Annotated in this window: 28 protein-coding genes and 1 riboswitch; of the genes, 6 read left to right on the forward strand and 22 right to left on the reverse strand. The window is 49.0% G+C overall.

The window, feature by feature from the left end; translation table 11 throughout:
* Window positions 1-3: 3 nt before the first annotated feature.
* The 13 genes from AC4EHB_RS07605 to AC4EHB_RS07665 form a co-directional block, all read right to left on the reverse strand.
* Window positions 4-552 carry a bifunctional adenosylcobinamide kinase/adenosylcobinamide-phosphate guanylyltransferase gene (locus AC4EHB_RS07605; protein WP_490981119.1) on the reverse strand — a complete coding sequence of 183 codons (549 nt, stop codon included), beginning with the start codon at window positions 550-552 and terminating at the stop codon, window positions 4-6.
* Complete coding sequence (cobD, locus tag AC4EHB_RS07610; RefSeq protein WP_490981120.1) at window positions 534-1,613, reverse strand: threonine-phosphate decarboxylase CobD; 1,080 nt, start codon at window positions 1,611-1,613, stop codon at window positions 534-536. The genes AC4EHB_RS07605 and cobD overlap by 19 nt, the downstream gene beginning before the upstream one ends.
* Window positions 1,600-2,553: an adenosylcobinamide-phosphate synthase CbiB gene (cbiB, locus tag AC4EHB_RS07615; protein WP_490981121.1), complete on the reverse strand. Its 954-nt coding sequence runs from the start codon at window positions 2,551-2,553 to the stop codon at window positions 1,600-1,602. The genes cobD and cbiB overlap by 14 nt, the downstream gene beginning before the upstream one ends.
* Window positions 2,550-4,010, reverse strand: a complete 1,461-nt coding sequence (locus AC4EHB_RS07620; RefSeq protein ID WP_490981122.1) for an adenosylcobinamide amidohydrolase — start codon at window positions 4,008-4,010, stop codon at window positions 2,550-2,552. The genes cbiB and AC4EHB_RS07620 overlap by 4 nt, the downstream gene beginning before the upstream one ends.
* 1 nt (window position 4,011) lies before the next feature.
* A complete protein-coding gene (locus AC4EHB_RS07625) occupies window positions 4,012-5,004 on the reverse strand; it encodes a FecCD family ABC transporter permease (protein ID WP_490981123.1) in 993 nt (330 codons plus the stop codon).
* Window positions 4,997-5,965: an ABC transporter substrate-binding protein gene (locus tag AC4EHB_RS07630; protein WP_490981124.1), complete on the reverse strand. Its 969-nt coding sequence runs from the start codon at window positions 5,963-5,965 to the stop codon at window positions 4,997-4,999. Before AC4EHB_RS07630 ends, AC4EHB_RS07625 begins: the two co-directional genes overlap by 8 nt.
* 357 nt (window positions 5,966-6,322) lie before the next feature.
* Window positions 6,323-6,510: riboswitch (cobalamin riboswitch) on the reverse strand.
* 44 nt (window positions 6,511-6,554) lie between these two features.
* The gene (gene argS / locus AC4EHB_RS07635; RefSeq protein ID WP_490974970.1) at window positions 6,555-8,216 is read right to left on the reverse strand and encodes an arginine--tRNA ligase; all 1,662 of its coding nucleotides are present in this window, start codon (window positions 8,214-8,216) and stop codon (window positions 6,555-6,557) included.
* Window positions 8,213-8,623: a YwiB family protein gene (locus AC4EHB_RS07640; RefSeq protein WP_490981125.1), complete on the reverse strand. Its 411-nt coding sequence runs from the start codon at window positions 8,621-8,623 to the stop codon at window positions 8,213-8,215. Before AC4EHB_RS07640 ends, argS begins: the two co-directional genes overlap by 4 nt.
* A 174-nt stretch (window positions 8,624-8,797) precedes the next feature.
* On the reverse strand, window positions 8,798-9,295 hold the full coding sequence (locus AC4EHB_RS07645) for an antibiotic biosynthesis monooxygenase family protein (protein WP_490974972.1): 498 nt from the start codon (window positions 9,293-9,295) through the stop codon (window positions 8,798-8,800).
* Window positions 9,296-9,397: 102 nt separating this feature from the next.
* Window positions 9,398-10,624, reverse strand: coding sequence for a cation:proton antiporter (locus AC4EHB_RS07650; protein WP_490974973.1), 1,227 nt, complete (start codon window positions 10,622-10,624; stop codon window positions 9,398-9,400).
* Window positions 10,625-10,898: 274 nt separating this feature from the next.
* Window positions 10,899-11,771, reverse strand: a complete 873-nt coding sequence (gene speB, locus AC4EHB_RS07655) for an agmatinase (RefSeq protein WP_490974974.1) — start codon at window positions 11,769-11,771, stop codon at window positions 10,899-10,901.
* Between the two features lies 1 nt (window position 11,772).
* Window positions 11,773-12,606 carry a spermidine synthase gene (gene speE / locus AC4EHB_RS07660; RefSeq protein WP_490974975.1) on the reverse strand — a complete coding sequence of 278 codons (834 nt, stop codon included), beginning with the start codon at window positions 12,604-12,606 and terminating at the stop codon, window positions 11,773-11,775.
* Between the two features lie 374 nt (window positions 12,607-12,980).
* Window positions 12,981-13,496 carry a YwhD family protein gene (locus tag AC4EHB_RS07665; RefSeq protein WP_490974976.1) on the reverse strand — a complete coding sequence of 172 codons (516 nt, stop codon included), beginning with the start codon at window positions 13,494-13,496 and terminating at the stop codon, window positions 12,981-12,983.
* Window positions 13,497-13,589: 93 nt separating this feature from the next.
* Between AC4EHB_RS07665 and thmT the strand changes: the two genes are divergently transcribed.
* On the forward strand, window positions 13,590-13,775 hold the full coding sequence (thmT, locus tag AC4EHB_RS07670; RefSeq protein ID WP_135500829.1) for a 2-hydroxymuconate tautomerase: 186 nt from the start codon (window positions 13,590-13,592) through the stop codon (window positions 13,773-13,775).
* Between the two features lie 52 nt (window positions 13,776-13,827).
* Here the strand turns inward: thmT and AC4EHB_RS07675 are convergent, their stop codons facing one another.
* Genes AC4EHB_RS07675 through AC4EHB_RS07685 form a run of 3 tightly spaced genes read right to left on the reverse strand, consistent with a single transcriptional unit; the run spans window position 13,828 to window position 16,503 of the window.
* Window positions 13,828-14,322: a YwgA family protein gene (locus tag AC4EHB_RS07675; protein WP_490981126.1), complete on the reverse strand. Its 495-nt coding sequence runs from the start codon at window positions 14,320-14,322 to the stop codon at window positions 13,828-13,830.
* Window positions 14,323-15,627: an HD domain-containing protein gene (locus AC4EHB_RS07680; protein ID WP_490974978.1), complete on the reverse strand. Its 1,305-nt coding sequence runs from the start codon at window positions 15,625-15,627 to the stop codon at window positions 14,323-14,325.
* Window positions 15,628-15,681: 54 nt separating this feature from the next.
* Window positions 15,682-16,503 (reverse strand): lipoate--protein ligase family protein, encoded by an 822-nt coding sequence (locus tag AC4EHB_RS07685; RefSeq protein WP_490974979.1) that lies wholly within the window; start codon window positions 16,501-16,503, stop codon window positions 15,682-15,684.
* A gap of 174 nt (window positions 16,504-16,677) precedes the next feature.
* On the opposite strand from AC4EHB_RS07685, the gene hemQ reads away from it, so the two are divergent.
* Window positions 16,678-17,427: a hydrogen peroxide-dependent heme synthase gene (gene hemQ / locus AC4EHB_RS07690; RefSeq protein ID WP_490974980.1), complete on the forward strand. Its 750-nt coding sequence runs from the start codon at window positions 16,678-16,680 to the stop codon at window positions 17,425-17,427.
* Window positions 17,428-17,799: 372 nt separating this feature from the next.
* Here hemQ and AC4EHB_RS07695 read toward each other — a convergent pair whose 3' ends face one another.
* Genes AC4EHB_RS07695 through AC4EHB_RS07710 form a run of 4 tightly spaced genes read right to left on the reverse strand, consistent with a single transcriptional unit; the run spans window position 17,800 to window position 19,919 of the window.
* Window positions 17,800-18,177, reverse strand: a complete 378-nt coding sequence (locus AC4EHB_RS07695; RefSeq protein ID WP_490974981.1) for a DUF423 domain-containing protein — start codon at window positions 18,175-18,177, stop codon at window positions 17,800-17,802.
* A gap of 20 nt (window positions 18,178-18,197) precedes the next feature.
* The gene (locus tag AC4EHB_RS07700; protein WP_490974982.1) at window positions 18,198-18,452 is read right to left on the reverse strand and encodes a DUF5327 family protein; all 255 of its coding nucleotides are present in this window, start codon (window positions 18,450-18,452) and stop codon (window positions 18,198-18,200) included.
* A gap of 59 nt (window positions 18,453-18,511) precedes the next feature.
* Window positions 18,512-19,186: a uracil-DNA glycosylase gene (locus AC4EHB_RS07705; RefSeq protein ID WP_490981127.1), complete on the reverse strand. Its 675-nt coding sequence runs from the start codon at window positions 19,184-19,186 to the stop codon at window positions 18,512-18,514.
* A gap of 13 nt (window positions 19,187-19,199) precedes the next feature.
* Window positions 19,200-19,919 carry a DUF4230 domain-containing protein gene (locus AC4EHB_RS07710; protein ID WP_490981128.1) on the reverse strand — a complete coding sequence of 240 codons (720 nt, stop codon included), beginning with the start codon at window positions 19,917-19,919 and terminating at the stop codon, window positions 19,200-19,202.
* 70 nt (window positions 19,920-19,989) lie between these two features.
* On the opposite strand from AC4EHB_RS07710, the gene AC4EHB_RS07715 reads away from it, so the two are divergent.
* Together AC4EHB_RS07715 and thiD are read left to right on the forward strand one after the other, a co-directional pair.
* On the forward strand, window positions 19,990-20,244 hold the full coding sequence (locus AC4EHB_RS07715; protein WP_490974985.1) for a hypothetical protein: 255 nt from the start codon (window positions 19,990-19,992) through the stop codon (window positions 20,242-20,244).
* 63 nt (window positions 20,245-20,307) lie between these two features.
* Window positions 20,308-21,144, forward strand: a complete 837-nt coding sequence (gene thiD, locus AC4EHB_RS07720) for a bifunctional hydroxymethylpyrimidine kinase/phosphomethylpyrimidine kinase (RefSeq protein WP_490974986.1) — start codon at window positions 20,308-20,310, stop codon at window positions 21,142-21,144.
* Window positions 21,145-21,240: 96 nt separating this feature from the next.
* Here thiD and AC4EHB_RS07725 read toward each other — a convergent pair whose 3' ends face one another.
* Together AC4EHB_RS07725 and AC4EHB_RS07730 are read right to left on the reverse strand one after the other, a co-directional pair.
* Complete coding sequence (locus AC4EHB_RS07725) at window positions 21,241-22,269, reverse strand: ABC transporter permease (RefSeq protein WP_490974987.1); 1,029 nt, start codon at window positions 22,267-22,269, stop codon at window positions 21,241-21,243.
* Window positions 22,270-23,205 (reverse strand): ABC transporter permease subunit, encoded by a 936-nt coding sequence (locus AC4EHB_RS07730; RefSeq protein WP_490981129.1) that lies wholly within the window; start codon window positions 23,203-23,205, stop codon window positions 22,270-22,272.
* 80 nt (window positions 23,206-23,285) lie between these two features.
* Here AC4EHB_RS07730 and AC4EHB_RS07735 point away from each other — a divergent pair, with 80 nt between their 5' ends.
* Both AC4EHB_RS07735 and bshB2 read left to right on the forward strand, forming a co-directional pair.
* Window positions 23,286-23,636 (forward strand): YojF family protein, encoded by a 351-nt coding sequence (locus AC4EHB_RS07735; RefSeq protein ID WP_490974989.1) that lies wholly within the window; start codon window positions 23,286-23,288, stop codon window positions 23,634-23,636.
* Between the two features lie 13 nt (window positions 23,637-23,649).
* Window positions 23,650-24,339 carry a bacillithiol biosynthesis deacetylase BshB2 gene (gene bshB2, locus AC4EHB_RS07740; RefSeq protein ID WP_490981130.1) on the forward strand — a complete coding sequence of 230 codons (690 nt, stop codon included), beginning with the start codon at window positions 23,650-23,652 and terminating at the stop codon, window positions 24,337-24,339.
* Window position 24,340: the final 1 nt, after the last annotated feature.

Genomic DNA, 24,340 nt, shown 5'->3' on the forward strand with positions numbered 1-24,340 from the left:
CAGTCACTTCCTTTTATAAGCAAATCCATTTTCCATTTCAAAAGCTTCTTCTGACTCAGCAACGAGCCAAAGGTGAATTCGGCCGAGCCAACGCTGATACGTTTCATCGCAAATAAAATCGTCCATGACTTCGTTCGATACCACAACCAGCACTTCAGAAGCTGCCTGGATCTCTTGCAGCGTCTCTTGCAGCGCTGCCCATTTTTTCTCCATGCAGCCGGGCTCTGCCGCACAAGGCGTGCCGGTTTCCCAGCCCGCGTATAATTCATTGGCCAGCCAAGTCGTCACGCAATCCCACAGGACCGCGTCTCCAGCATTCAATTGGGGCAAGGCATCTTCAAGATGCAGCGGCTGTTCGATGGTCATCCAGCCATCATGGACGCGGTCTTGGCGATGCCGTTCAATCCGCTCTTCCATTTCTTTGTCGTAAGCTCTTCCACTAGCAAGGTAAATATTTCTTCTTCCTTTGGCTTGGAGAACCTTTTTTTCCGCCCATGCGCTTTTGCCGCTGCGGACGCCGCCGCTGATAAAAATCATTTTGTTTCCAGCCATGCGCTAATCGCCTCCCGCAGCTGAATCATCTGTTTTGGCGCTTTCATGCCAATGCGAAACCACTCGCCGTTCATCCCGCGGAACGATTTCGTATGTCTTAATACCAGTCCCTTTGTCAGCATATCCATGAAAAACTGTTCAGGATTTTTTCCTTGCGGCAGCCGGAACGACAAGAAGTTCACGGCTGAATCAGTGACCTCGCAGCTATGCCCCATTAAAAATCGTTCCATTTGCTGCCGTTCCTGGTCCGCCGCTTCCACCACCCGCTGACGGTATTCCGCCTCTTTAAAGCAGTTTGATCCAAGATTTGCTGAAATCGCATTGACGTTCCAGTGGGCAGCACCTTGCTTGAGTTCAGCTATTATGGCTGGATCTGCTACGGCATAACCGAGGCGCAGGCCGGGAATCGCATACATCTTAGTCATCGACCGGACAATGATCAGATTCGAAAACTCTTTTTGCCGACCGATAAACGAATGTTGCTCCCCTGCAAAGTCAATAAATGCTTCATCCAATACCAGTTCACAGTTTGCTGCCTTGCAAGCTTCTGCCAGAAAGACCAGTTCTGGACTCTTAAGCATCCTGCCGGTTGGATTATGCGGGTTGCATATATAAAGCGCTGCGCTGCCTGCGAGCTCTGTCGCCACTCTTTCCAACTCCAAGCGCCAGCCATTGTCTGCGGTTAATTGCACCGTGATTATTTCAGCGCCTTCTGCCTCCAAGGTTTTCCGGTATTCGGAAAAAGCCGGTTCAATCAATATTACCCGCTTGCCGCGATAGCGACGCGAAAGCCAGGTGAAAATCTCTGCAGCGCCGTTTCCTGCTGCCACGCTGTGAGCTTCAATTTCGTGGTAAGCTGCTGCAGCGCTGCGAAACGGTTCCCCCTCCGGATCCGGGTATCGGCGGATCTGTTCCAACAAGCCCGGCCAGGCTTGTTCCACAAAAGCCGGCGGCCCAAAAGGATGGACATTTTCACTGAAATCCAAAATCGAATGCGGCTGCTCCACGCCTGCTTGTTCAAATAACTTGTGTGGATTTGCTCCATGGTCAGGCAATTTCAATGAGGATCCCTCCTATTGCAAAAAGAATAAAAAACCAAATGGCCGCTGTTTGCATATGGCTGACGGCATCACGGATATGGGCAGCTTCCAGCCTGTAAGACGGAACACCCATGCGAGCCCGTTCCGAAACGATGCCTTTATATGTATTGAGGCCGCCCAGCTCAATACCCAATTGAATCGCTGTTGCCGCTTCCAGCCAGCCGCTATTCGGGCTGGGATGCTTTTTGGCGTCTCTGCACCATTCGACAAAACGCTGGCGAAGCGACAGGTTTCTTTTATTCTCCGTCAAAATCAGGATTAACCCACCGGTAATCCGGCTCGGGATGAAGTTTAAAAGGTCGTCCAGACGCGCTGAAGCAAAACCGAATTTTTCAAACTCTTGGTTTTTATAGCCCACCATCGAATCACATGTATTGGCCGCTTTGTAAAGCCACAACCCGGGAGCTCCAAGAAGGAACGCCCAAAACAACGGGGCCGTCACGCCATCGCTTGTATTTTCCGAAACGGTTTCGACCACTGCCCGCGTAATTTCACTTTCGTCCAATTTGTCTGTATCCCGACCGACAATCCAAGACAGCTTTTCTCTAGCCAGGTTCAAATCTTCTTCAACCAACGGCTTATAGACTTCTTCTGCAGCGTCCATTAAACTTTTTTGCGCCAATCCTGAAGCGATCAAAGCGGCTTCTACTAAAAATCCCAGCGCCCAATGAAAGGCATAAGCGCTTTTCACAAGCAGAAAGACGGTGCCGAATGTGATTGATACAACAGCCGCTGTCATCAGGAAGCCGTTGCGAAACGCATGAGGCTCCTGGTTCCAGCGTTTTGCTAACTGGGTTATCCCTTTGCCGATCCAGCGCACCGGATGCGGCCACTTTGGAGGATCACCCACAAGCCGATCAATCATCATCCCAAGCGCAATCGCGGAAAGATGGCCGATCATTGCATTTTCGCCTTTCTGTATAACGCGATCGCTTCAATCGTGCATTGGTATACACCCGATCCAATCAACCCGCCAAGCTCTGTAATCGGGCCGGCGTAAGGAAGGATCGCTCCTTGCTGAGTCGCTGCCACCAGACAGCTGTCTGTCGAGGTTCCAGTCGCAATCGTTCCTGTCAGCGGATCTTTGACGCCTTCTTGGTGCAGCGCTTTTGTTTTTGCTTCAGTAGCCGTAATCATAGCTTGGATGAAGGCTTCATCCGACAAAGCACCATTGACCAAAATCCAGGTGTTGATCGTTCCGACTCCCAATGGCCGCTCGATCGCTTTTGATACATCCACTGCATTGCCGACGCCAGCTGTCACCGCAATGACGACAGAACCGAACGAAGAGGGAAATTCTTTGATGATGACATGCTCCGTCTTTATAGCGGTCATCATGCCGACAGTATCGGTCGGTTTAAAGCCCCGCTCTTCGATAAAGCGGGTCATCTCGCTTAAGCTGTCATCGATGTTGTAATCCATGTCCACATGGCGGTTAATAAAGGTTCGGTACCAGCCTGCTCCTGCGTTGATGACTGCGGAAGATACGGTTTTCAATGGCACATCGCTTTCGTATAGCACCATGTCCGCTGAAACTGAAAAGTCCTTCACCCGGATAACCGATGCCGCTCGCGGCCGTTCCACTCCCGGAAGCAGTGTAATCTGGGGTTTTGGCAATTCCGGGTGGGGATGGTTACTGACCCTAGCTTGATAAACCCTCTCGATGTCTTGTTCCCGCACCACTTCATGGGGCTCACCGATGCGCATTACATGCCCCTTGTCGAGAAGCAATAATTGATCGCAATACATGGAAGCGAGGTTGATATCGTGAAAAATGGAGATTATTGTTAAGTCTTTTTCAATTGCTTGCCGTTTGATCGTATCCAGCAATTCCCGCTGATGATTAATATCCAGATGATTGGTCGGTTCATCCAATAATAGGATTTTGGCATTCTGTGCAAGCGCTTGGGCGACGAACACCCGCTGCTGTTCTCCGCCGGACAACTGGTCAATCGGTGTATTTTCATAATGTTGGATATCCATCAATCGCAGCGCCTCCGCAACCGCCGCTTCGTCTTCATGAGACCAGGATGCAAACCAGCCGCTTTGATGCGGATACCTGCCGAGCGACACGGTTTCCCGGACAGTATGGGCAAATGCGTGGGCATGCAGCTGCGGCAGAACGGCCATTTTCTTCGCCAATTCTTTCGCCCCGAATTCGCTGATAGCACGCCCTTCAATTTCAACCGCTCCACTTTTGGCCGGCAGAACGCCGCTGATCAATTTCATCATGGTGGATTTTCCGCTTCCGTTCGGACCCAAAATACCCAGCATCTTTCCTTTCGGCACTTCAAAAGAAACTCCTTTAACAATGGTCTTATCTCCATAGCCGCCGGTAAGTTCCGTTATTTTCAGCATGTTAAGCCCCTCCTTTGCGCTGCCGGAAAAAGATGAAGGCAAAGACCGGCGCGCCAATAAATGCAGTAATTACGCCAATTGGCAGTTCTGTAGGGGAAATGATCGTCCGCGATACAAGGTCACAGACGATGAGCAACGCTGCTCCATTGATAAAAGACAGCGGCAGCACATGGCGATGGTCCGAGCCCCAGACGAGACGCACCATATGCGGTACGACGAGGCCGACAAAACCGATGGTGCCGGATACAGCGACAGCTGCCCCAGTCAGCACCGAACCGCTGATCAAAATCATCATCTTGCGTTTTTTCACGTCTACTCCTAGATGCTGCGCCCTTTCTTCGCCGAACAGCATGGCATTTAACTCCCGGCGGTTGAGCCACAGGATAAAAGAACCGATTAAGATGAAAGGCAAAGCCATCTGGACAAAAGGCCAGCCGCGCATCGAAACACTGCCAAGGAGCCAGCCGATAATCTGGCGCAGCTCTTCACCGGTCAAGGCGATCATCAGCGAGATGATCGAACCGAGAAAAGAACTGAAGATGATGCCGGTCAAAATAACAGTTTCCATTTTCATTGCCTTGTCCACCAGCTTCGCAAACGCCATCACGGCGAGCATCGTCACTAGCGCTCCTAACATGCTCATGACAGGCAATGTGTAAATACCGAGAAAAGGGATGGAAATGCCGAAAAAGAGCGTCATCACGGCGCCGACTGAGGCACCGGAAGACACTCCTAACGTGTAAGGATCAGCCAATGGGTTTTTGAGAAGCCCTTGGAATGCTGCGCCTGCAATTGCTAACGCAGCGCCCACAAGACCTGCCAGCACCACACGGGGCATGCGAATATTCCATAATATATTGGCTGCTGCTTCATCCGATGCCGGATTCCAAATGACAACCGGCGAGATGGAAACCGTCCCGACCGTTACACCCAACACCACGGCGCCTCCCAAAAGAAAAAGAGAGACGTAATAGGCAATAATTTTTTTACTCACTGAAAACCTCTGGATAAACCGTTTTTGCCAATTCCATCAAACCTGCCGTCAATCGCGGGCCTGAACGGGTTACTTGGTCTGAATCCACGTTATACACTTCATCTTCTTTCACTGCGGCCACTTCGGCAAAGCCGCTGCGTGCTTTGATTTTTTCTACAGCATCAGGCACATAAGCACCTTCTGTTGAGATGATCACTTCGGGATTCGCATCCACAATCGCTTCAGGATCCATGCTGACCCACCCTTCCTGATCGGCAGCGATGTTTTCAGCATTGATGATCGTCAGCATTTCGTCGATGAACGTACCGCTGCCCGTTGTGTAGATATCCGGTGTGCTTCCGACTTCGACAAATACGGATTTCGGTTCTTCGACCGCGCTTGCCTGTTCTTTTACTTCCGCTACTTGTGCTTCCATGTCTGACACCAGTGTTTTTGCTTCTTCCGTTGTGCCTGTCGCCTGGCCAATTATCAAAATCGTTTCATATACTTCATCAAAACTGGCCGCTTCTTGCACCACATAAACTGGAATACCTGCGTCGCGGACTTGTTGAAGCCCCGCTTCGCCTACCGCGACTCCTGACTCATGCGCCAATACCACGTCCGGATTCAAGCTGATGATTTTTTCGACATTGAATTCCTGCCCGCCGATTTTCTCAACTTTTGCAGCTTCTTCCGGATAATTATCAAAATCAGACACGCCGACCATTTTGTCGCCAAGCCCAAGTTCATATGCAATTTCAGTATTTGAAGGAATCATCGAGATGATCGCCTTCGGCTCTTCTTCAATTACCACTTCTTCGCCAACTGCGTCCGTCAATGTCACCGGGAATTCAGCTTCTCCCGCTGCCGGTGTTTCTGCCGGCGCAGTCTCTTCCTGTGCCGGTGCTGCTTCTTCGCCGCAGCCTGCTAATAATAATGCCGCCAACCCTGTACTTAATCCAAATTGCCAAATCTTCTTCATCTGTGAAATCCTCCGTTTCTAATTCGAAAAGTTGATGCGCCTGTCCAGTCCTGTTGGGCAAGTTATGGCCAAATGAAATTTGGGCTATAACTTTGCGACGAAGCACGAAGTGCTGCAGGAGCATATTGTTTTAAGGCGAATCGCCGAAGCGGCGTTTTTTGCCGCATAAGCGAGGCGACTTAAGACCCCGAGGGACTAGGCGCTGAAGCTGGACACCATGAAAAGCGATAACGCTTATTCAACAATGAAAGGCTCCGGCGCATCCGCTTTCCGTTAAAAAATCCCCCGCAGAATCTGCGAGGGATTGAAAGGACGACATAAAAAAGCATGTACATCCAACCGGTCCTCGCAGGCTATGTGGGCGTTGTCATAAAGGCAGGTCTCCTGGCTTGTGATCATCGCTTGCTGCGCCTTCCCAAAGCTTGGCTTCAGTGGCATTGTTGCAGCTTGCTCTCACTTACAGTGGCGGGACCGCGCCGGAATCGAACCGGCTTCCCTTTTAACTCATGTTCTTAGACATAAGCACCTTTATGAATGAATATTCGATTGCCTTACACCAATAGTATACACGAAAATTTTTTCGTGTCGCTTACATTTTTTCCGGAGCTGAGACGCCGACAAGCTTCAAAGCATTGGCAATCGTCGTTTTCACTGCCGTAATGAGAGCCAATCTTGCACGCGTCATCTCTTCTTCAGAAGCATCAAGGACTTTATTGGCATTATAGAAGCTGTGGAAGTTTGCCGCCAGCTCATGGATATAAGTTGTAACGCGGTGCGGAGAACGCTGTTTTGCTGCATCTGCCACCACTTGCGGGAAATCGCCGATTTTCTTCAGAACATCAATTTCTTTTTCTGAAGACAAGAGGCTCAAATTGTCAGTTGATGCGATAAAACCTTGTTCTTCTGCTTGGCGCAGGATCGAGTTGATGCGCGCGTGCGCGTATTGTGAATAATAAACCGGGTTTTCATTGGATTGCGAAACAGCTAGATCCAAGTCGAAATCCATATGCGAATCGCCTGAGCGCATCGCGAAGAAATAACGGACCGCATCCAAACCGACCAATTCCACCAATTCACGCATGGTAACCGCTTTGCCTGTACGTTTGCTCATCTTCATTTTTTCGCCGTCTTTGTACAACTGCACCATTTGGATGATGCTGACTTCAAGCGTGTCGCGGTCGTAGCCCAATGCTTCAATCGCCGCTTTCATGCGCGGGATATAGCCATGGTGATCCGCTCCCCAGATGTTGATAAGCTTGTCGAAGCCGCGAGACAATTTGTCCTCGTGGTAAGCGACATCCGGCATTAAATACGTGAACGAGCCGTCGTTCTTGATCAATACACGGTCTTTGTCATCGCCGAATGTTGTCGAACGGAACCAAGTTGCCCCGCCTTCTTCAAAGATGTGGCCATTGGCGCGCAGCTTGTCCAAAGCGATTTCAATTTCTCCTTTTTCATACAATGAAGTTTCCGAGAACCAGACGTCGAACTCGACGCGGAAATCAGCCAAATCTTTCTGCAGTTTCGCAAGTTCCACTTTTAAGCCGTGCTGGCGGAACGCTTCAAAACGGTCTTCTTTCGACATCGAGACGAATTTATCGCCATGTTCTTTGACCAATACTTGCGCAATGTCTTTGATATCTTGGCCGCGGTAGCCGTCTTCCGGCATGTTCAACTCTTGGCCAAGCGCTTCAAAATAACGCGCTTCAATCGACCACGCCAAATTGTTTATCTGATTGCCCGCATCGTTTATGTAATATTCGCGTGATACATCATAGCCGGCCATATCCAAAACGTTGCATAACGAATCGCCGACTGAAGAACCGCGTGCGTGCCCTAAATGGAGATCGCCTGTCGGATTCGCCGAAACAAATTCCACTTGAATGCGTTCGCCGCCGCCTGACGTGCTGCGCCCGTAATCTTCTTTCTGCTCAAGGACTAATTTTACAACGTCCTGCAAATAATCTTTTTTGATTGTGATGTTGATGAATCCAGGGCCAGCGATTTCGATTTTCTCAATGTTCGCCGCTTCTTTGTCGACGTTTTCGACAATCGCTTCGGCAATGATGCGCGGCGCTTTTTTAGCGACGCGCGCCAATTGCATCGCAATATTCGTCGCATAGTCGCCGTTCGCCTTATCTTTTGGTGATTCGAGGAAAACATCCACTGGTTCTGCCGTCAATTCGGCTTTTTGAACTGCCTCATTGATTGCTTGTTTGATTGCGTGCTGCACTTTTTCTACTGCATTCATTGTTTGCCCTCCGTAAATTGAATTTCCATTTCGTATTCGCCGACATGGGAAGAACCCATCGCCAAATCGTAGCGGACTTTAAAATGTGCGTCGCTGGCTGAAAGTTCATGCGCTTTCGTCGTCAGCATGAACGAGCCGTGTTCGTTCGTTAAATTGCCAATCTGTTCTGTATGCAATAAAAACGGCAGCCGCATCTGCAGGCAGCCGCTTCTCATAATCACGGCATCATGTTCCCCGATTTTCACTGTGGTCTTGATGTCCAGTTCATCCTGCCGTTCCTCGTACTGCAAGTACCGCCGGTCATTCTTCACCGTCATCGTTCCCTCAGACCACATTTCTATCGTCTGTTCTTCCACGTCCGGCTGGCGGATTATGGTCGTCAGTTTGATTTTAACCAGTTTTCTCATGCCGCCCCGCCTCCTTTAAGTAATAGCCTTTCCATTATAGCTCGATTCCGCGCTTGTTTTCAATTAAGGCTTTGACGGAATATGCATAAAACACCCAAAAACGGGCCCAAATGCAAGAAACCACTCCGAAGAGTGGTTTCACATCCATCCAATAAAGCCTGCACTTGCATGGAATTACCTCTTATACGTCTTTACAAAAGAAGGGCGCGCGAAGATGTTCGGCCTTTTGTCGATGCCGTCCGCCGTTCCACGCTTTGCATGCGCCTGGCCGTAAGATTCCGACGCTTGCCAGTCTTTAAACGATTGTTCATCTTTCCACATCGTCAGAATGATGTATGTATCTGAGTTCAGCGGCTTTAATACGCGGATAGCTGCAAAGCCGGGCTCCCCTTCCACCTTGCCTGCCCGATTCTGGAAACGCGATTCGAAAATCTCGCGGCCTTCATCCGTCACTGGAATATTATTAAATACTGCAAAAAAGCCGTTGTTGATATCGCCGACCGCATTCAGCACTTCAAATGCTTCAAAGCCTTGAGGCGGCGTGCCTCCTTCACTTTCATAAAGCAACGTCGATTCCTCGCCGTCCACTAGGTAAATCAGCCGTGCATTCGGAGTCGCGGCGAGCATCGCTACACCTTGGTCTCTGTGCCCTGTCCATTTATATAATTCCATTGCCATGCACCTCTTTCAGTTCTTCATTTCCTAATATTTTATCTCGACTGCCCAGAAGAATCTATTTATATCACCAGGCAATTCTTCTCCAAAACCAGTTTTTCATCCTTTTTCCCTAAGCCCGAGTATTCGGATAAGCGGTTTGATCGTCAAGCCTTGGACAATCAAGGAAAAGAGGACGACGGCGAATGTCAGGATCAGTACCGTTTCCCTTCCGTCAAAACTTGTCGGAAGACTCAGCGCCAATGCGATGGAAAGGCTTCCTTTCAGTCCCCCCCAATTGAGCAGGATTCGCTCTTTTCGGTTCAGGCTTTTCGCCGGCATCGTGCTGATAAACAGGGCAATAATCCTTGCTCCAATTACGATGAGAATTGCATAGAGAATAATGTCCCATTGTCCTCCGAAATCAATATTGCGGATTTCCAAGCCGACAATCAGGAAAATGAGCGAGTTCGCGATCAAAGCAATAACATCCCAAAAGGAATTGATATTCCGTTCGGTTATCTCGGACATCCCGATTTTCCCGCCATAATCCCCAAAGACAAACCCCCCTGCTACAACCGCGATGACACCTGACACATGAAGATGTTCCGCGATAAAATAACTGCCGAAGAACAATAATGCGGATACCACGATCTCAAAAGGATAATCGTCATAAAAACGGATGACTTGCGAGAAGATGAAGCCGAGGATGACCCCCACCAGGATTCCGCCTACCGCAAACTTCAGAAACAGCCAGACCCCGCTTCCGACGCCTGCCCAGCCCATTTCGATATAGGTCAATAAATACACCGAGGCAATTTGGAAAAGCACAATCGCTATGCCGTCATTGAACAGCGATTCCCCTTCCATGATTGTGGATAATTTTTCGGAGACGCCTGCAGATTTGAAAATGGACAGCACGCTGATCGGATCAGTGGCACTCATCAATGCCGCAAACGTGAAAGCCACAGCAATTGGAAGACCGATCAAAAAATGCCCTGCAAAACCGATGATGATGAACGATAGAAAGGTTCCGCCAAGCGCCATGCCAATCACCGTATTCTTCTGCTTGTAAAGATGATGAAATGGTAGCTTCAACGTCGCGTCCCCAAGAAGGATCGGCAGGAACAACGAAATGATGATGACTTGGAATACATTCGATTGGGTGATGAACTCTTCCGCTTGGTCAATCAGCGGAATCGGCAAATTGACGATGCCTAAAAAGAGCCCCACTAGTACAAGCGCAATCGTGTCCGGCTGATTGATTTTCCTGGCAACTCCAACTACGGAAATCGCAATGGCTAGCAGTATCAGAATTTGGATAAACACTTCATTGAAATCATGCATGCTCCCGCGCTCCCATCTGCCCTTTATCCCTTCCATTTCTCAAAAATTGAGCTTGTAAACATTTTAGCTAAATCAATGTGTTTATTTGTTGCCCAGTTGCCTCAGCATACCGAATGATGTTTCCTTTCCTCTTGTTTTTTCAATGCCGTCAATGCCGAAATTTTTTCCGTTTTTTTTCTAAGATCGCGTCCTATTCCCTAGTACCAGTCCATCCTTTACCGATTGTAAATCTAGAAAAGGCCGGCTTGGATTTTCCAGGCCGGCCTTTTCTAGATTATTTTACCCAGCCAAGAATCATTTCACGGATGAGTTTGCTTGCAGTATTTGCTGTTTGGTCAGAATGGTCGTAGACCGGTGCCAATTCCACGAGGTCGAATCCGACAACGTTGACGCCTGATGCGGCAATGGCGTGGATCGACGCGAGCAATTCGCGCGACGTAATGCCGCCGGCGTCGACTGTGCCTGTGCCTGGCGCATGCGCCGGGTCAAGAACATCCATGTCGATTGTGACGTAGACGCTGCGTCCTGCTAGCGTCGGCAATACTTGTTTCAAAGGCTCAAGCACTTCGAATTTAGATAAGTGCATGCCGTTTTCTTTCGCCCATTCGAATTCTTCTTTCATGCCAGAACGAATCCCGAATGAATAAACGTTCTTCGGTCCGATGAGGTCCGCGATTTTGCGGATCGGCGTTGAATGTGAATATTCTTCGCCTTCGTAGTTTTCGCGTAGGTCGGTATGCGCGTCAAAATGGATGATTGCTAAATCGTCGTATTTGCTGGCAACGGCTTTCATCACCGGCAGTGACACGAGGTGTTCGCCGCCCATGCCCATCGGGATTTTCCCATCGGCTAAAAGAGTGTGCACATACGTTTCAATTTCAACAAGAGATTTTTCCGGATTGCCGAATGGCAGTGGAATATCACCGGCGTCAAAGAATTTGACGTCGTCGAGTTCGCGGTCAAGATACGGGCTGTATTCTTCAAGCCCGATCGATACTTCACGGATTTTATTCGGGCCGAAGCGTGAACCTGGACGGTAGCTTACTGTCCAGTCCATTGGCATGCCGTAAAGCACTGCTTTGGATTCTTCGTAGCTCGGATGGCTTTTGATGAATACTTTACCTGAATAGGTCTCGTCAAAGCGCATCTTATTTACCTACTAAGTCTTTCACGAATTTCGGCAAAACGAATGCAGCGCTGTGCAATTCTTTCGTGTAATACTTCGTTTCGATGTCGTGGAAACGCTCAGCTGGCACTTCCAGCGGATTGTATTTTTTCGAACCGATCGTGAACGCCCACAAACCGCTCGGGTAAGTCGGGATGTTCGCCAAATACAGATTCGTGATCGGGAAAATTTCTTTCACGTCTTTTTGGACTTGTTCGATCAAATCGGCTTTGAACCATGGGTTGTCCGACTGTGCGACGAAAATGCCGTCTTCTTTCAGCGCTCTGGAAATCCCTGCGTAGAAGCCTTTTGTGAAAAGGTTTACTGCGGGCCCTACAGGCTCAGTAGAATCGACCATGATGACGTCGTATTTGTTTTGGGATTCAGCGATGTGCATGAAACCGTCTCCGACAATTACGTCAACGCGCGCGTCTTCAAGGCCGGATGCGATTGAAGGCAAGAATTTTTTCGAGTACTCGATCACTTTGCCGTCAATGTCGACAAGCGTCGCTTTTTTTACAGAAGGGTGCTTCAGCACTTCACGGATTACTCCGCCGTCGCCTCCGCCCACAACCAAAACATTCTCCGGGTTTGGATGAGTGAACAATGGAACGTGCGCCACCATTTCGTGATAAACGAATTCGTCTTTTTCAGATGTCATGACCATGCCGTCAAGGAAAAGCATATTGCCCCATTCAGCCGTTTCTGCCATCTCCAAGTATTGGAAATCCGTTTGTTCGGTGTGAAGCGTTTTATTGATTTTCATCGTAATTCCGAAGTTCTCGGTTTGTTTTTCTGTGTACCAAAATCCTGCCATCTATAATCAAACTCCTTTTCGATCAATTTAAAACTCCTTAAAAAAGTATAAGTCTTTTCGGCAAAAGTGCAATATTTTTTTGTACAATGTCCTTTACCCGCTGCGCTTAGCTCTACACACAAAATAAAAAGGTTTTCTGCAGAGGGAATTTTTCCCTTCACAGAAAACCTTTTTATCCTGATGATGCGGAGAAAGAGACATGAGGCATTGGGCTTGGGTTTTCTCGCAATGGCTCACGGCACTTGCTCGCACTTCAGGTGTCCTAGCTTTCTATTCAAAAGCTGTAGTTATAGTGTACTGCCTTTCTTTCCCAACTTCAACTGCCTGTGTAAAGCAATTACAAATGTCACAATTCAGTCAATAAATTACCTTATTTACCCATTTAAATCCTGATGCAATTGTTCGCTGCTGCGCTCCCACATTTCTGGGTTGTGGCTCTTCAAATAATCAGCCAGCACTCGCTTAGAAGCTTCATCCATTTGGTTGACAACAATTTTGCGCTTCATCGACTTGTCCATCAAATTGACGTGCTCCGCCAACATCTTGTAGCCGCGGCGTTTTTCCCGGTTGACGACCATCTCACACGCTGTGACGCCTGCGTAATAAGGGCCTGCCGGATTAAAGTCGATGGTGATCCAGACGAGCCAATATGGCTTTCCGCCTTCCGAGTCTTCGCGGTTGACCGTGAACTTGATGCCTCGCTCGACTTGGCTGCGTGCATGCATCGCGCCGATGTCAATAAATGCTTCGCCTTCTTCGATGTCGATAAATAGCGGGGAAACATTTTCCAATGACAAGGAACCGATGCCGTAGCCTTTATGGCCGTCGGTCGGATCGTTTTTTATAATGGTGAATCCTACTTTTTGTTTTGGTTTTTCTTCATTTGCCATGTGTCTATTTCCTCCGTTCTGATATGATAAAAGTATCTTCACAAGAGCTTCGCCAAAATGCCGAAGCTTATAAAAAAAGGAGCTGTATCCATTATGCCATACGTAACTGTCAAAATGCTCGAAGGCCGCACAGAAGACCAAAAACGCGCCCTGGTTGAAAAAGTCAGCCAAGCCGTTTCAGAAACAACCGGCGCACCGATCGAAAACGTCACTGTCTTCATCGAAGACATGAAGAAAACCGATTACGGTGTTAAAGGGAAATTGTTTAGCGACATCTAAAAATCGGACATCCGCTAAGTTATACGAAAAAACTCCCTTTATGGGAGTTTTTTTATTGCCTTAATTCCTCTATAAAGCCGTAAGCTTCTTGAATTTCGTCCCTTGTGAAATTCAATTTCGCTTTGACGATGTGAAGTTTCTCAACCTGTTCTTCGCGTTCCATGTGGTCAAAATACAAGAGTGTCGCAGTGAGTTCAAGGAAACGGCTGCTTTTGCCGTTCAGTTTTCCAGCGACTTCCGGTGAATCCAAAATCGACTCTTTCAGCGTTCCGCGGAAATCCGAACCTTCTTTGGTCACTGCGTATTTATATTGAACGTATGAACCTTTGTCTTCGCGCTCCTCCGACAAAAAACCCATATCGCATAATTCCTCTACTCGGGCTGTCAGTTCTTCGGAATACGGTCCATAAATGTGGAATTCGTATTTTTCCTGGAATGGCATACCCAGCTTCTTTAAGATATAAATCATTTTCTGCATTTTTTTGCGTCCGGTGATTCCTTCAGCAGTGGCAATGAAATCCACAATTTTTGCGTGTTCCTGGAGCAACTATACCCCTCCTTCTTTAAGCATTTCCACGATTTGCTGCTTGATGGCTTTTTTCTTGCCGTCCACCAGCAATTCGGCAGGGAAATATAATTTATAGTCAGTACGCCGTTTGCCGGAGATCGCTTCGACAATCTGAGACAAGCGCGACAATTCTTTGATGTCGCCGTTTGGCATCAACAAGTGGATCGGCAAGCGCTCCCCTTCTTCGCCGGGGCGGTAGAAATCGTAAGGCAGGTCCGACGTGGAGTCATCCACCAGGTAATAATCGGGATCGATGCCCGCTTTTTTGAACAAGCCGGCGAGTTCGCCGAGCTTTCGGTAATCTTTGCCCGGATCGAAATCGACGTATTGGAAAAGCCGTCGGTTGACGAAACGATCGCTCATATCCGAAAGGATCGGGTCGCGTTCGGTCATCCATAATTGGAAATAGGTCATCATGACGCCTTCATCGAGCGCCAAATAATCTTTCAATGTGAATGAACGGTCGAAGAATGCTGCGAAATGGGTCGGCGGCTGCGCAAATTCGTAGCCGCTGTCATGCAATTCTTTGGCACGCTGCAGGATTTTCCGCAAAATAACTTCTGCGCTGCGCGCCACCGGATGGAAATACACTTGCCAATACATTTGGTAGCGGCTCATGATGTAATCTTCGACCGCATGCATGCCGCTTGCTTTGATGACCACTTGGTCTTCGAGCGGGCGCATGACGCGGAGGATCCGCTCCATGTCAAAATGGCCGTACGAAACGCCGGTATAATAGGCGTCACGCTGCAGGTAATCCATGCGGTCGGCGTCGATCTGGCTGGAAATCAACGACACCACTTGTTTATTGGAATACGTTTTGGCGATGACTTCAGCAACTTTCTTCGGAAAATCAGCACCGACTTTCAGTAGAATTTGATGGACTTCCGTGTCGCCGAGCAGAATTTCACGGGTGAAGTTCTCGTGGTCGACATGGAACACCTTTTCGAACGAATGGGAAAACGGTCCGTGGCCAAGATCATGGAGCAGCGCTGCGCATAGCACAACGAGCCGCTCGCTTTCATCCCATTCAGGGCGTCCGTGGAACATATCGTCTGAAATCCGTCGGACAATCTCATAGACGCCGAGTGAATGGCTGAAGCGGCTGTGTTCAGCTCCGTGAAACACCAGATAAGAGGTGCCGAGCTGCTTGATGCGCCGCAAACGTTGGAATTCCCGCGAATTGATCAGATCCCAGATGACTTGGTCGCGCACGTATATGTACCGGTGAACCGGATCTTTGAATACTTTTTCTTCCGCTAACTTCTGATTTGCATAGCCCACGGCCGCACCTCCACTTTTTCTGCGTAATTGTTATTTTACACGAGCCGGTCCTAGTCATTCAAGGTCTGGCGACAGCATTTTTCGGTTGCGTTCAACGACTCGGTTCAAGTAAAAACCGTAAAGCTCCGTCTCTTCGGGCATCAGCGGCTGAGGGGCCGGTGAACCGAGCAATCCGTGAAGATCAAGCACGACTTCCTGTACCGTCAAGGGTTTCCCAAGGAGTTCGCTGAGCGACGCCATCACGGTCGGATCGATGTCCGGGTAGACCGCTTTCGTCTTCTCCCCTTGCAATCCTGCCTCGTAAAATCCACGGATCAAGTCCGCACGCTCTGCGCCAGACCCTTCGATGCACAAGTACACCTGGACCGCGATGCCGCGGCGGATGCGGCGTTGGGAAATCCCGGCGAATTTTCGTCCGCCGATGCTCAAGTCATACGAACCTGGGCAATAAGAGCCGAAGATTTCATACGCTTCAATCGGCGCTTCCGGGAACAAAGCCTGTACGAGTTCGACCATCATGTCATAGCCAGCCGGAATATCGATCGCGTTGTCTTTTTCGGACAGCACGAGCGAAATGTTCAGCACTCCCGAATCCAAGACGACGGCAAGCCCTCCCGAATTGCGCACGATGGGCTGATAGCCGCGCTCTTCCAAAAATTCCATGCCCGCTCCGATATGCGGCAGCCGGTGGTCCTGGATGCCCAGCACAACCGTATCGTCATGCACCCACGTACGGATTGCGGACGGGCTTTTCCCTGAACCGACGAGCTCGCACAATAGGTCGTCTGCCGCGAATGACTCCAGCGCGGATCGTTTTCTGGCGCTCAGGGACTGATCCCAAAAACGCCATTTTGTTTCTTCCATAAATGTTTCCATCTTGCTATCTCCTCTTTCATCACAATCGCTCTCCTAAGTGTACCCGAGATAACGGCCACTGAAAACCCGTTCCGCCCTTGTCAAATTAGTGACAGTCATTTCTTTTGGAGGTACTAGCCAGGCGGTTATGATAAACTGATTCTGTGAGATTCAGATTAAAGGAGTGTTTGATAAATGAATGAAGCAGCTATTACATTAGACGGCTGGTACGTCCTCCATGACTTCCGCACGATGGATTGGGTTACGTGGAAAATGCTGGACGACGCCGAGCGCCAATTTGCCATCGACGAGTTCCAAGCGTTCATGGACAAAGTCAACACAGCCGATACGAATAAAACCGGCGCACACGCGTTGTATTCAGTAGTTGGCCAAAAAGCCGACTTCATGCTGATGCTTTTGCGTGAAACGATGGACGAATTGCACGAACTGGAAACGGAATTCAATAAATTAACGTTGAACGCTTACACAGTCCCTGCTTATTCGTACGTTTCTGTTGTCGAACTTTCCAACTATCTGGCTGGAAAATCAGACGAAGATCCTTACCAGAACCCGCATGTCCGCGCACGCTTGTACCCTGAGCTTCAGCGTTCGCAGTACATTTGCTTCTATCCGATGGACAAACGCCGCGAAGGCAATGACAACTGGTACATGTTGCCGATGGACGAGCGCAAAGAATTAATGTTGTCACACGGCAAAATCGGCCGCAGCTACGCAGGCAAAGTAAAACAGATCATTTCCGGCTCTGTCGGCTTTGACGACTACGAATGGGGCGTTACGCTCTTTGCAGACGACGTTCTCCAATTCAAAAAATTGATCTATGAAATGCGCTTTGACGAAGTCAGCGCGCGCTACGCTGAATTCGGTTCATTCTACGTCGGCACTCGCTTAGACGCAGAACGCACCGCTAAATTCCTGGAAGTTTAATTGATTGATTGAAACCGCCCACGGGCGGTTTTTTCTATTTGGCGTCGGTTCGGCGGCTTTACTGTCCGCGTGGCAGCAAATACTGTCCGAGATTGGTGAAATACTGTCCGGAAGGCACAAAATACTGTCCGCATGCTCCTTTTACTGTCCCCAATGAATTTTTCAGAATCCTTTTCATCGCCCCCGGATTTTGCCGAGCTGGAGCTTCAAAGAACCTTAGTCGGTTGAACGAAAAGGGTCACGCATATCGCGCTAGCCGTTGATGATCCCGTAAAACTGAAACGTATGCTGGGAGAATAACCTTTTGGCATAAGTTCCTGCTCCATAAATGAAAAAAGCCCCCGCATGCGCGGAGGCTCCCTTTAAAAACGATTACAACGCTTTGGCAGCCGCGATGATCAGCATAATCCAGCCAGCGATGAACGCGACGCCGCCGATTGGCGTGATCGCGCCGAGTATGCTGATGCCAGTCAAGCTCAGCACATACAAGCTGCCTGAAAAAATGACGATTCCGGCAAGCATTAAATAGCCTGCCCAGTTTAATGAACCAAGCGGCCCAAGCAGCGAAGAACTCATCAAGATGGCAACAACCATCAAGCCGATGGCGTGGAACATTTGATATTGCACGGCAGTCTGCCATGTATCCAAGTATTTATCGGCAACGCGGCCTTCGAGCAAATGTGCGCCGAATGCGCCGAACCCGACTGACAACAACGCATTGAGCGCTCCTGCGATTAAGAAAAATTTCATGGTTTCATTCCTCTTTCCAATTAAAATTCAAACAGTGAATCTCCGTTTGCATCGTCTTCTTTTAATTTATTGACAGAAGACACGGTTTGCACCTGAGGAGACGCGAGCGGGATTGCCTGCGGCTTTTCGGCTGCCGGACGGTCGTCATCGAGCAGCAAATCGCAAAGCGCACGGATGGCCGCGATGGATTCGCGCATTTTTGAGGGATTCGATTTGCGCGCCAATGCCGTGTGTTTTTCAATCTCGCTTAAAATACGGGCGGCATCAATTGCCATGCCAAGTCCCCCTTTCGATTTACAATCTTTCTTATATTACCATGCATTTTGCAGCTTCGTCAGGCTAGGCAGAAATCAATCGGCGCTTCTCCGCGCTGCTCGAGCAATTGATTCACTTGCGAATATGGCCGGCTGCCGAAAAATCCGCGGCTTGCACTGAGCGGGCTCGGATGCGGCGCTTCGATGATTGCGTGGCGTTCCAAATTGATGAATTGCTTTTTCTGCTGGGCCGGCCGTCCCCATAATACAAAAATCACCGATTCTTCGCGGGCGGATAATTTCCGGATGACTTCATCCGTGAATTGTTCCCAGCCCTGGCCGCGGTGTGAATGCGCTTGGCCTTGTCTCACCGTTAGCACGGTATTGAGCATCATGACGCCTTGGTCCGCCCATTTCGTCAGCGTTCCGTCTTTTGGAATAGCGCAGCCCAAATCCTCTTTCAATTCCTTGAACATATTGCGCAAACTCGGCGGATGCGGGATGCCCGGCTGCACCGAAAAACTCAAGCCGTGCGCCTGGTTCGGCCCGTGGTAGGGATCCTGTCCCAAGATGACGACTTTGACGTCTTGAAAGGCCGTATGCTCGAATGCATTCCAAATATCTTGTTTGTCCGGATACACAGGCCCGTGTTCATATTCATGCTTCAGAAATTCCCGCAGCTTCAAATAATACGGTTTGGCGAATTCGTCGCCAATCACTTCTTGCCAATCATTATGAAAAATCTCTTTCGGCATTGCTTGGCCCTCCTCAGTCTTTGAACTCAACTGTCACGTCATAGCCAACCAGCTTGAACATTTCCTGCACCGAGCGTGCTCCGTTCTCTTCTGCCCGCTCAAGCACCCCTTGGCCTTCTGCTTCTTCAAGAATCAGCTTTTGCGCTTCTTCCGCCAGCTCGTAAGCTTCTGAAATATCCGCTTTGTCGCGGAACAGCCCTTCATACGAATAGACTTCCACTTGGTCCATGAATAATTCCGGTCCACCGAGGAAATCCGCTTTCGGCAACATCAATGTCGCCGTTTTCGCTTCTTCATCCACTTCGATGTCATCTTCCGTCACTTCTGAAAAATCGATGCCTGCTTTGACCGATCCCGGGATGATCACCAGCAATTGGCGTTTCGTCCCTGGCAGCTCCAAGCCGATTTCCTGGCCGAATACGGCGTTGTCCTGGCGTTCGATGATGGCTTTCGAGAACGCTTCCGCTGTCGATAATTCATTTAAATCCTGGATGCGCTCAAGGAACGCGCCTTTTTCTTCCGTGAACGTACTGCCATTCAACATCCAGAAGGCGCCCAGCGGCAATGCAATGAATAACAACAACAGCAACACTGCCAACACCATGAACGTTTTGCGGAAAACGCCTGCCACCACCTTCGCTGATTTCCAGAATCCGGATGGGTTTGAATCTTCTTTGCCTTTCAATTCTTGCAATAAACGCTCAATCTCTTTCAATTTCGAATCATTTGCCACTGTCTATCCCTCTTTCTTGTATTCAAATCAATGAGCCCCCGTGATACGATGGAGCAAAGGGGCGATTCACATGGCCGATTGGCGGGAAAAAATAAAATCCGTTTCCAAAACTAAAGGAAACAGCGCGCCTGAAAGCGCCAAACGGCTTGGCCTGGGATGCCTGGGCTTCGCTGTCCTCGCTGTTTCCATTCTAACATTGATCGTGGCATTTGGTCTTTTCAAAAGCGGCAGCTGGATGGCCGGTTTTTTCGCAGGGGCATTTTTCCTGGTGTGCGCGGCCACTACTGTTCTGCTCCTCATGCCGCACAAGTCCAATCCATTGTAAATACACTGATTTTTGATAAAATGAAGAAACATAACATATTACTTATAAAGGGGATAAAATTGAATGGCTTTGAAAAAAACTTTAACAATCGCCGGCTCGGACACTTCCGGAGGCGCTGGTATACAAGCTGATTTGAAAACTTTCCAAGAACACGGCACATACGGTATGAACGCGCTTACCGTCATTGTGACAATGGACCCGAACAATGGCTGGAGCCACGGCATCCATCCGATCGCAGTTGATACGCTGCAAGCGCAATTGGACACGGCTTTTTCTACAGGCATCGATGCGTTGAAAACGGGCATGCTGCCGACGGTCGAAATCATCAAAATGGCGGGCGAAGCAATCGCTGAATCCGGCATCCGCGACGTGGTTATCGATCCGGTCATGGCGTGCAAAGGCGAAGCGGAAGTCCTATTCCCTGAAAATGTCGACGCCATGATCAAATACTTGCTGCCGCACGCGAAAGTCGTAACGCCAAACCTTGTGGAAGCTGGCGAACTGTCTGGCGTCGGCATCCTGAAAACCGTTGACGATTTGAAAGAAGCAGCAGAAAAAATCCATGCACACGGCGCGGAATATGTTGTCATCAAAGGCGGCAAGCAATTAAAGCATGAAAAAGCGGCTGATCTGCTTTTCGATGGTAAAACGCATTACTTGCTGACGTCAGAGAAAACCGAAACAACTTACAACCACGGCGCTGGCTGCACGTTCGCAGCGGCGATCACTGCCAATCTGGCAAACGGGCAAGAAGTTGAAGATGCTGTCCTGAACGCGAAGAAATTCGTTTCAGCAGCTATCGCCAACGGCTGGAAGCTCAACGAATACGTTGGTCCGGTTATGCACGGTGCGGCGAATAAATTCGAAGAAACACCTGAAGTGCAAATGGAAAAAATCTAATCCTCATCAATAATGCTGTCCCGAATGCTGTGAAAACGGCTTTCGGGGCAGTTTTTTTTAATGTCATCTATCCTCTTATCCAGAATAAAAAAACCCTCACAACTTGTGAGGGTTTTTTGGTGTTTCAGAATTTTTCAGGAGCACCATTCGGCTGTGCAATTGTTCGCGGTTCCAGTCGACCACCCCTTCATCCGCTGCCAATAACGAGCTGCTTTTAGGAGCTTGAAGGTCTTTCGAACGCAAATAGCCTTCGAGCATCAGCGTGACCGCCAAAATCGACAAAGCGATGAACAACACCGGAAACAGCGGGAGCCATGGCGAGCCGTGTAGATAGCGGAAGGTCGAACCAAACAAGCCGGACCATTCGAACGAAATCGACATCGGCGGATCGCCGAACATCGGATCGTAGCTTATCTTCGTGCCGCCCAAAAATAAGTTCAGCAAGCTTAAATGGGCCAGAATAATGAATGTTTCAATCACTTGCTGGCCATACAACACCGCCAATTTCTCCCGCATCTGCGGATACAGGTGCTTGTGGATGATCCGCGGTTCCCTTGCTCCGAGCACCCGTGCCGCCGTTACGTATTCCTGGCGGTAGAGCAATGCAGCTTCATTGCCAATCAAGACAGCGACAATCGGCATTGTCAGCAATGCCATTAGGAATACCTGGATGGCGATTCTTTCCCAAATGCTATTGGTGAATCCTCCGAGCGGCATCCACAGAACCGGATAAAGAATGTATGCCGCAAAAAGCGTCAGTGGAATATAATGCAGCGAATCAGCCAAGCCCCCGATCCACGGGCGATGGCGCTGCAAATACGTCGCCATGATATAGCCGAGCGGCACTGCGATAAGCATGCGCAATGCGGCAATCGCCAGCGCAGCCAGTATCGTATACTTGCCGCCGATCATCAATTTGCCCCATAAATCATAGCCATACTGATCCGTACCCAACGGGAACTCCCATTTTGGGGAAATCGGCGGGCCTTCCACCGTTCTGCCGTTTTCCGTCACGAAAAAAATCTGTTTCGGCACATTGCCCCATAGCCATTCATAAATAAAACTTCCGCCCAGAAAAAAAGCAAGAATGGCGAATCCTGCTAGAAAATAAGGCTGTTTCCACATTTAAATCGCCTCCTTTCCGCGCAGATGCCGCAGCACAAGCCATTCGCCGATGCTGTACAGCAAAAAAATTGGAAGGAAAAAGCTGAAAATAGAGACCAGGAACACTTGAGGAGAAATATTATCCTTCATAAACAGCATGATACCTGGAATGTTGAACATCAATTCCAGCACAAACAAATTCGACAACATGAACCAGATGGTCTTCTTCGATTGGAAAAAGACGCTGATGATCGCATTGCGGAACATGTGCACCCAAATGACGAACACTTTGGAAAAGCCGAGCGAACGCGCAAGTTCGATGTACATCTTCCGCTCTTCGTCCTGAAACGTCAGCATGCACAAACGATATAATTGGATCATCGGCAATAACGCCAGGCACAGTACCGGCAGCCAATAAATGTGTTCACCTTGGACGACGGCGATTTTGGAAATCAACACATTAGTCTGCAGATAGATGGCAATGACAACAAGCTGGGCCAGCATGATCACCAAAAGATCCGGCAGCGATTCAAGGAAATACAACGCCATTTTGATACGGTGCCGACCCTTTTCTTTCAGCAGCATCGTCAGCACCGTGAATGTGATGGCGAAGAAAATTGCCACCGCGAACGCCAAGAACAAAAGTTCCAATGAATAGGTGATGTAATCGGCAATCGTCGGGAACAGCGGGATTTCCCTATTCGTCCTTAAATTCAGCACTGTAAATTCCTGCAGCGGCCAAATCCCGCGCAGCACCGCTTCCAACGCGGCAGCATATTCCGCGAGCCGCAGTTCCCCGGCCACCAACCCGCCGATCAGCACCGGAAAGCCGCTGATCAGCACAATGCCAAGCACGGAAAAGATAAATTTGATCATTAATTTCATGCATTCCACCCTTTTGCGCACTTTCAAATAAGTCCGAAGATCCTCTTTTCCATATAATAACATTATTTTCATGTTCGTAAATCATCCTAATCGCATTCTTTTGCGATTTTCCCTATACTGAAAGAATACGGATTGCATGAGGAGTGAAAACAATGGAATTAGTCGAAGTTAAGAAACTGCAAGTAGAACTTGATGCGTTCGCAAAAAAAGATGTCTATCTGCATTTGGAAACAACCAATGGTTCATACGCAACTCATTTCAATGAAGGATTTTTTAATGCCGGCGCCTTTATCCGAAATGTAGTCATCAATTATGAGCTTGGTAAAGTAGTTGGCGACAGCCCGCACCGGGTCGGCTTAAAATTGCCGCACGGTTGGGTATACGCGCAAGGCATCACCCATTATGAATTGGACGAGCAGGGGCGCCTGCTGTTAGCCGGCCATGACGGAGCAGGAAAACTGGCGGTTGCGCTGCAAATCAGCGAAACACCGTTCAGTTATTAAGGGGGAAAACAAGATGGCAATTGAAAAAGAACGTCAAGTATTGGTCGTCTTCCCTCACCCGGACGATGAAGCGTTCGGCGTTTCAGGAACGATCGCCACTCATATTCTGCAAGGGACTTCGGTTACATACGCCTGTTTGACGCTTGGTGAGATGGGCCGCAATTTAGGCAATCCGCCTTTCGCAACCCGTGAATCTTTGCCGAATGTCCGTAAAAAGGAATTGCTCGGCTCTGCCCAAGCGATGGGACTTACTGATTTGCGCATGATGGGATTGCGCGACAAAACAGTTGAATTCGAAGATGACGAAAAAATGGTCAAAATGATGGCCGATCTGATCGAGGAATTGAATCCTTCCCTGATCATCACATTTTATCCAAACTTATCTGTCCACCCCGACCACGAAGCAACAGCGCGTGCAGTCGTCCGTGCGGTCCGCCGCATGAAAGACCGGCCGAAGCTGCATTGCGTCGCTTTTGCTAATGAAACACTCGAAGTTCTTGGCCATCCCGACATCATTCACGATGTAACGGCGGTTCGAGACCAAAAAATGAACGCCATGAAAGCACACATTTCCCAAACTGCCTGGATGCTTGAAGAGATGGAATTGAAATTATCTCAAGGCGACACAGATGCGGAAAATTGGCTGACCAAAGAACGATTTTATAATTACCGCTGGCACGAAGATTTTGAAGAAACTTTCTGAT

It is taken from the genome of Planococcus sp. TJ-302, from assembly GCF_058268455.1.

What these genes read in the sequence shown, in the direction of transcription:
- thmT (WP_135500829.1), top strand. Translation starts at nt 13,590, where the DNA reads ATGCCATACGTAACTGTCAAAATGCTCGAAGGCCGCACAGAAGACCAA.
- speE (WP_490974975.1), bottom strand. Translation starts at nt 12,606, where the DNA reads ATGGCAGGATTTTGGTACACAGAAAAACAAACCGAGAACTTCGGAATT.
- AC4EHB_RS07725 (WP_490974987.1), bottom strand. Translation starts at nt 22,269, where the DNA reads ATGTGGAAACAGCCTTATTTTCTAGCAGGATTCGCCATTCTTGCTTTT.
- AC4EHB_RS07685 (WP_490974979.1), bottom strand. Translation starts at nt 16,503, where the DNA reads ATGGAAACATTTATGGAAGAAACAAAATGGCGTTTTTGGGATCAGTCC.
- AC4EHB_RS07640 (WP_490981125.1), bottom strand. Translation starts at nt 8,623, where the DNA reads ATGAGAAAACTGGTTAAAATCAAACTGACGACCATAATCCGCCAGCCG.
- AC4EHB_RS07705 (WP_490981127.1), bottom strand. Translation starts at nt 19,186, where the DNA reads ATGCCGAAAGAGATTTTTCATAATGATTGGCAAGAAGTGATTGGCGAC.
- AC4EHB_RS07735 (WP_490974989.1), top strand. Translation starts at nt 23,286, where the DNA reads ATGGAATTAGTCGAAGTTAAGAAACTGCAAGTAGAACTTGATGCGTTC.
- thiD (WP_490974986.1), top strand. Translation starts at nt 20,308, where the DNA reads ATGGCTTTGAAAAAAACTTTAACAATCGCCGGCTCGGACACTTCCGGA.
- hemQ (WP_490974980.1), top strand. Translation starts at nt 16,678, where the DNA reads ATGAATGAAGCAGCTATTACATTAGACGGCTGGTACGTCCTCCATGAC.
- AC4EHB_RS07695 (WP_490974981.1), bottom strand. Translation starts at nt 18,177, where the DNA reads ATGAAATTTTTCTTAATCGCAGGAGCGCTCAATGCGTTGTTGTCAGTC.
- AC4EHB_RS07645 (WP_490974972.1), bottom strand. Translation starts at nt 9,295, where the DNA reads ATGGAATTATATAAATGGACAGGGCACAGAGACCAAGGTGTAGCGATG.
- argS (WP_490974970.1), bottom strand. Translation starts at nt 8,216, where the DNA reads ATGAATGCAGTAGAAAAAGTGCAGCACGCAATCAAACAAGCAATCAAT.
- AC4EHB_RS07730 (WP_490981129.1), bottom strand. Translation starts at nt 23,205, where the DNA reads ATGAAAATAATGTTATTATATGGAAAAGAGGATCTTCGGACTTATTTG.
- AC4EHB_RS07700 (WP_490974982.1), bottom strand. Translation starts at nt 18,452, where the DNA reads ATGGCAATTGATGCCGCCCGTATTTTAAGCGAGATTGAAAAACACACG.
- AC4EHB_RS07650 (WP_490974973.1), bottom strand. Translation starts at nt 10,624, where the DNA reads ATGCATGATTTCAATGAAGTGTTTATCCAAATTCTGATACTGCTAGCC.
- bshB2 (WP_490981130.1), top strand. Translation starts at nt 23,650, where the DNA reads ATGGCAATTGAAAAAGAACGTCAAGTATTGGTCGTCTTCCCTCACCCG.
- speB (WP_490974974.1), bottom strand. Translation starts at nt 11,771, where the DNA reads ATGCGCTTTGACGAGACCTATTCAGGTAAAGTATTCATCAAAAGCCAT.
- AC4EHB_RS07630 (WP_490981124.1), bottom strand. Translation starts at nt 5,965, where the DNA reads ATGAAGAAGATTTGGCAATTTGGATTAAGTACAGGGTTGGCGGCATTA.
- AC4EHB_RS07605 (WP_490981119.1), bottom strand. Translation starts at nt 552, where the DNA reads ATGGCTGGAAACAAAATGATTTTTATCAGCGGCGGCGTCCGCAGCGGC.
- cbiB (WP_490981121.1), bottom strand. Translation starts at nt 2,553, where the DNA reads ATGATCGGCCATCTTTCCGCGATTGCGCTTGGGATGATGATTGATCGG.
- AC4EHB_RS07620 (WP_490981122.1), bottom strand. Translation starts at nt 4,010, where the DNA reads ATGCTGAAAATAACGGAACTTACCGGCGGCTATGGAGATAAGACCATT.
- AC4EHB_RS07665 (WP_490974976.1), bottom strand. Translation starts at nt 13,496, where the DNA reads ATGGCAAATGAAGAAAAACCAAAACAAAAAGTAGGATTCACCATTATA.
- AC4EHB_RS07715 (WP_490974985.1), top strand. Translation starts at nt 19,990, where the DNA reads ATGGCCGATTGGCGGGAAAAAATAAAATCCGTTTCCAAAACTAAAGGA.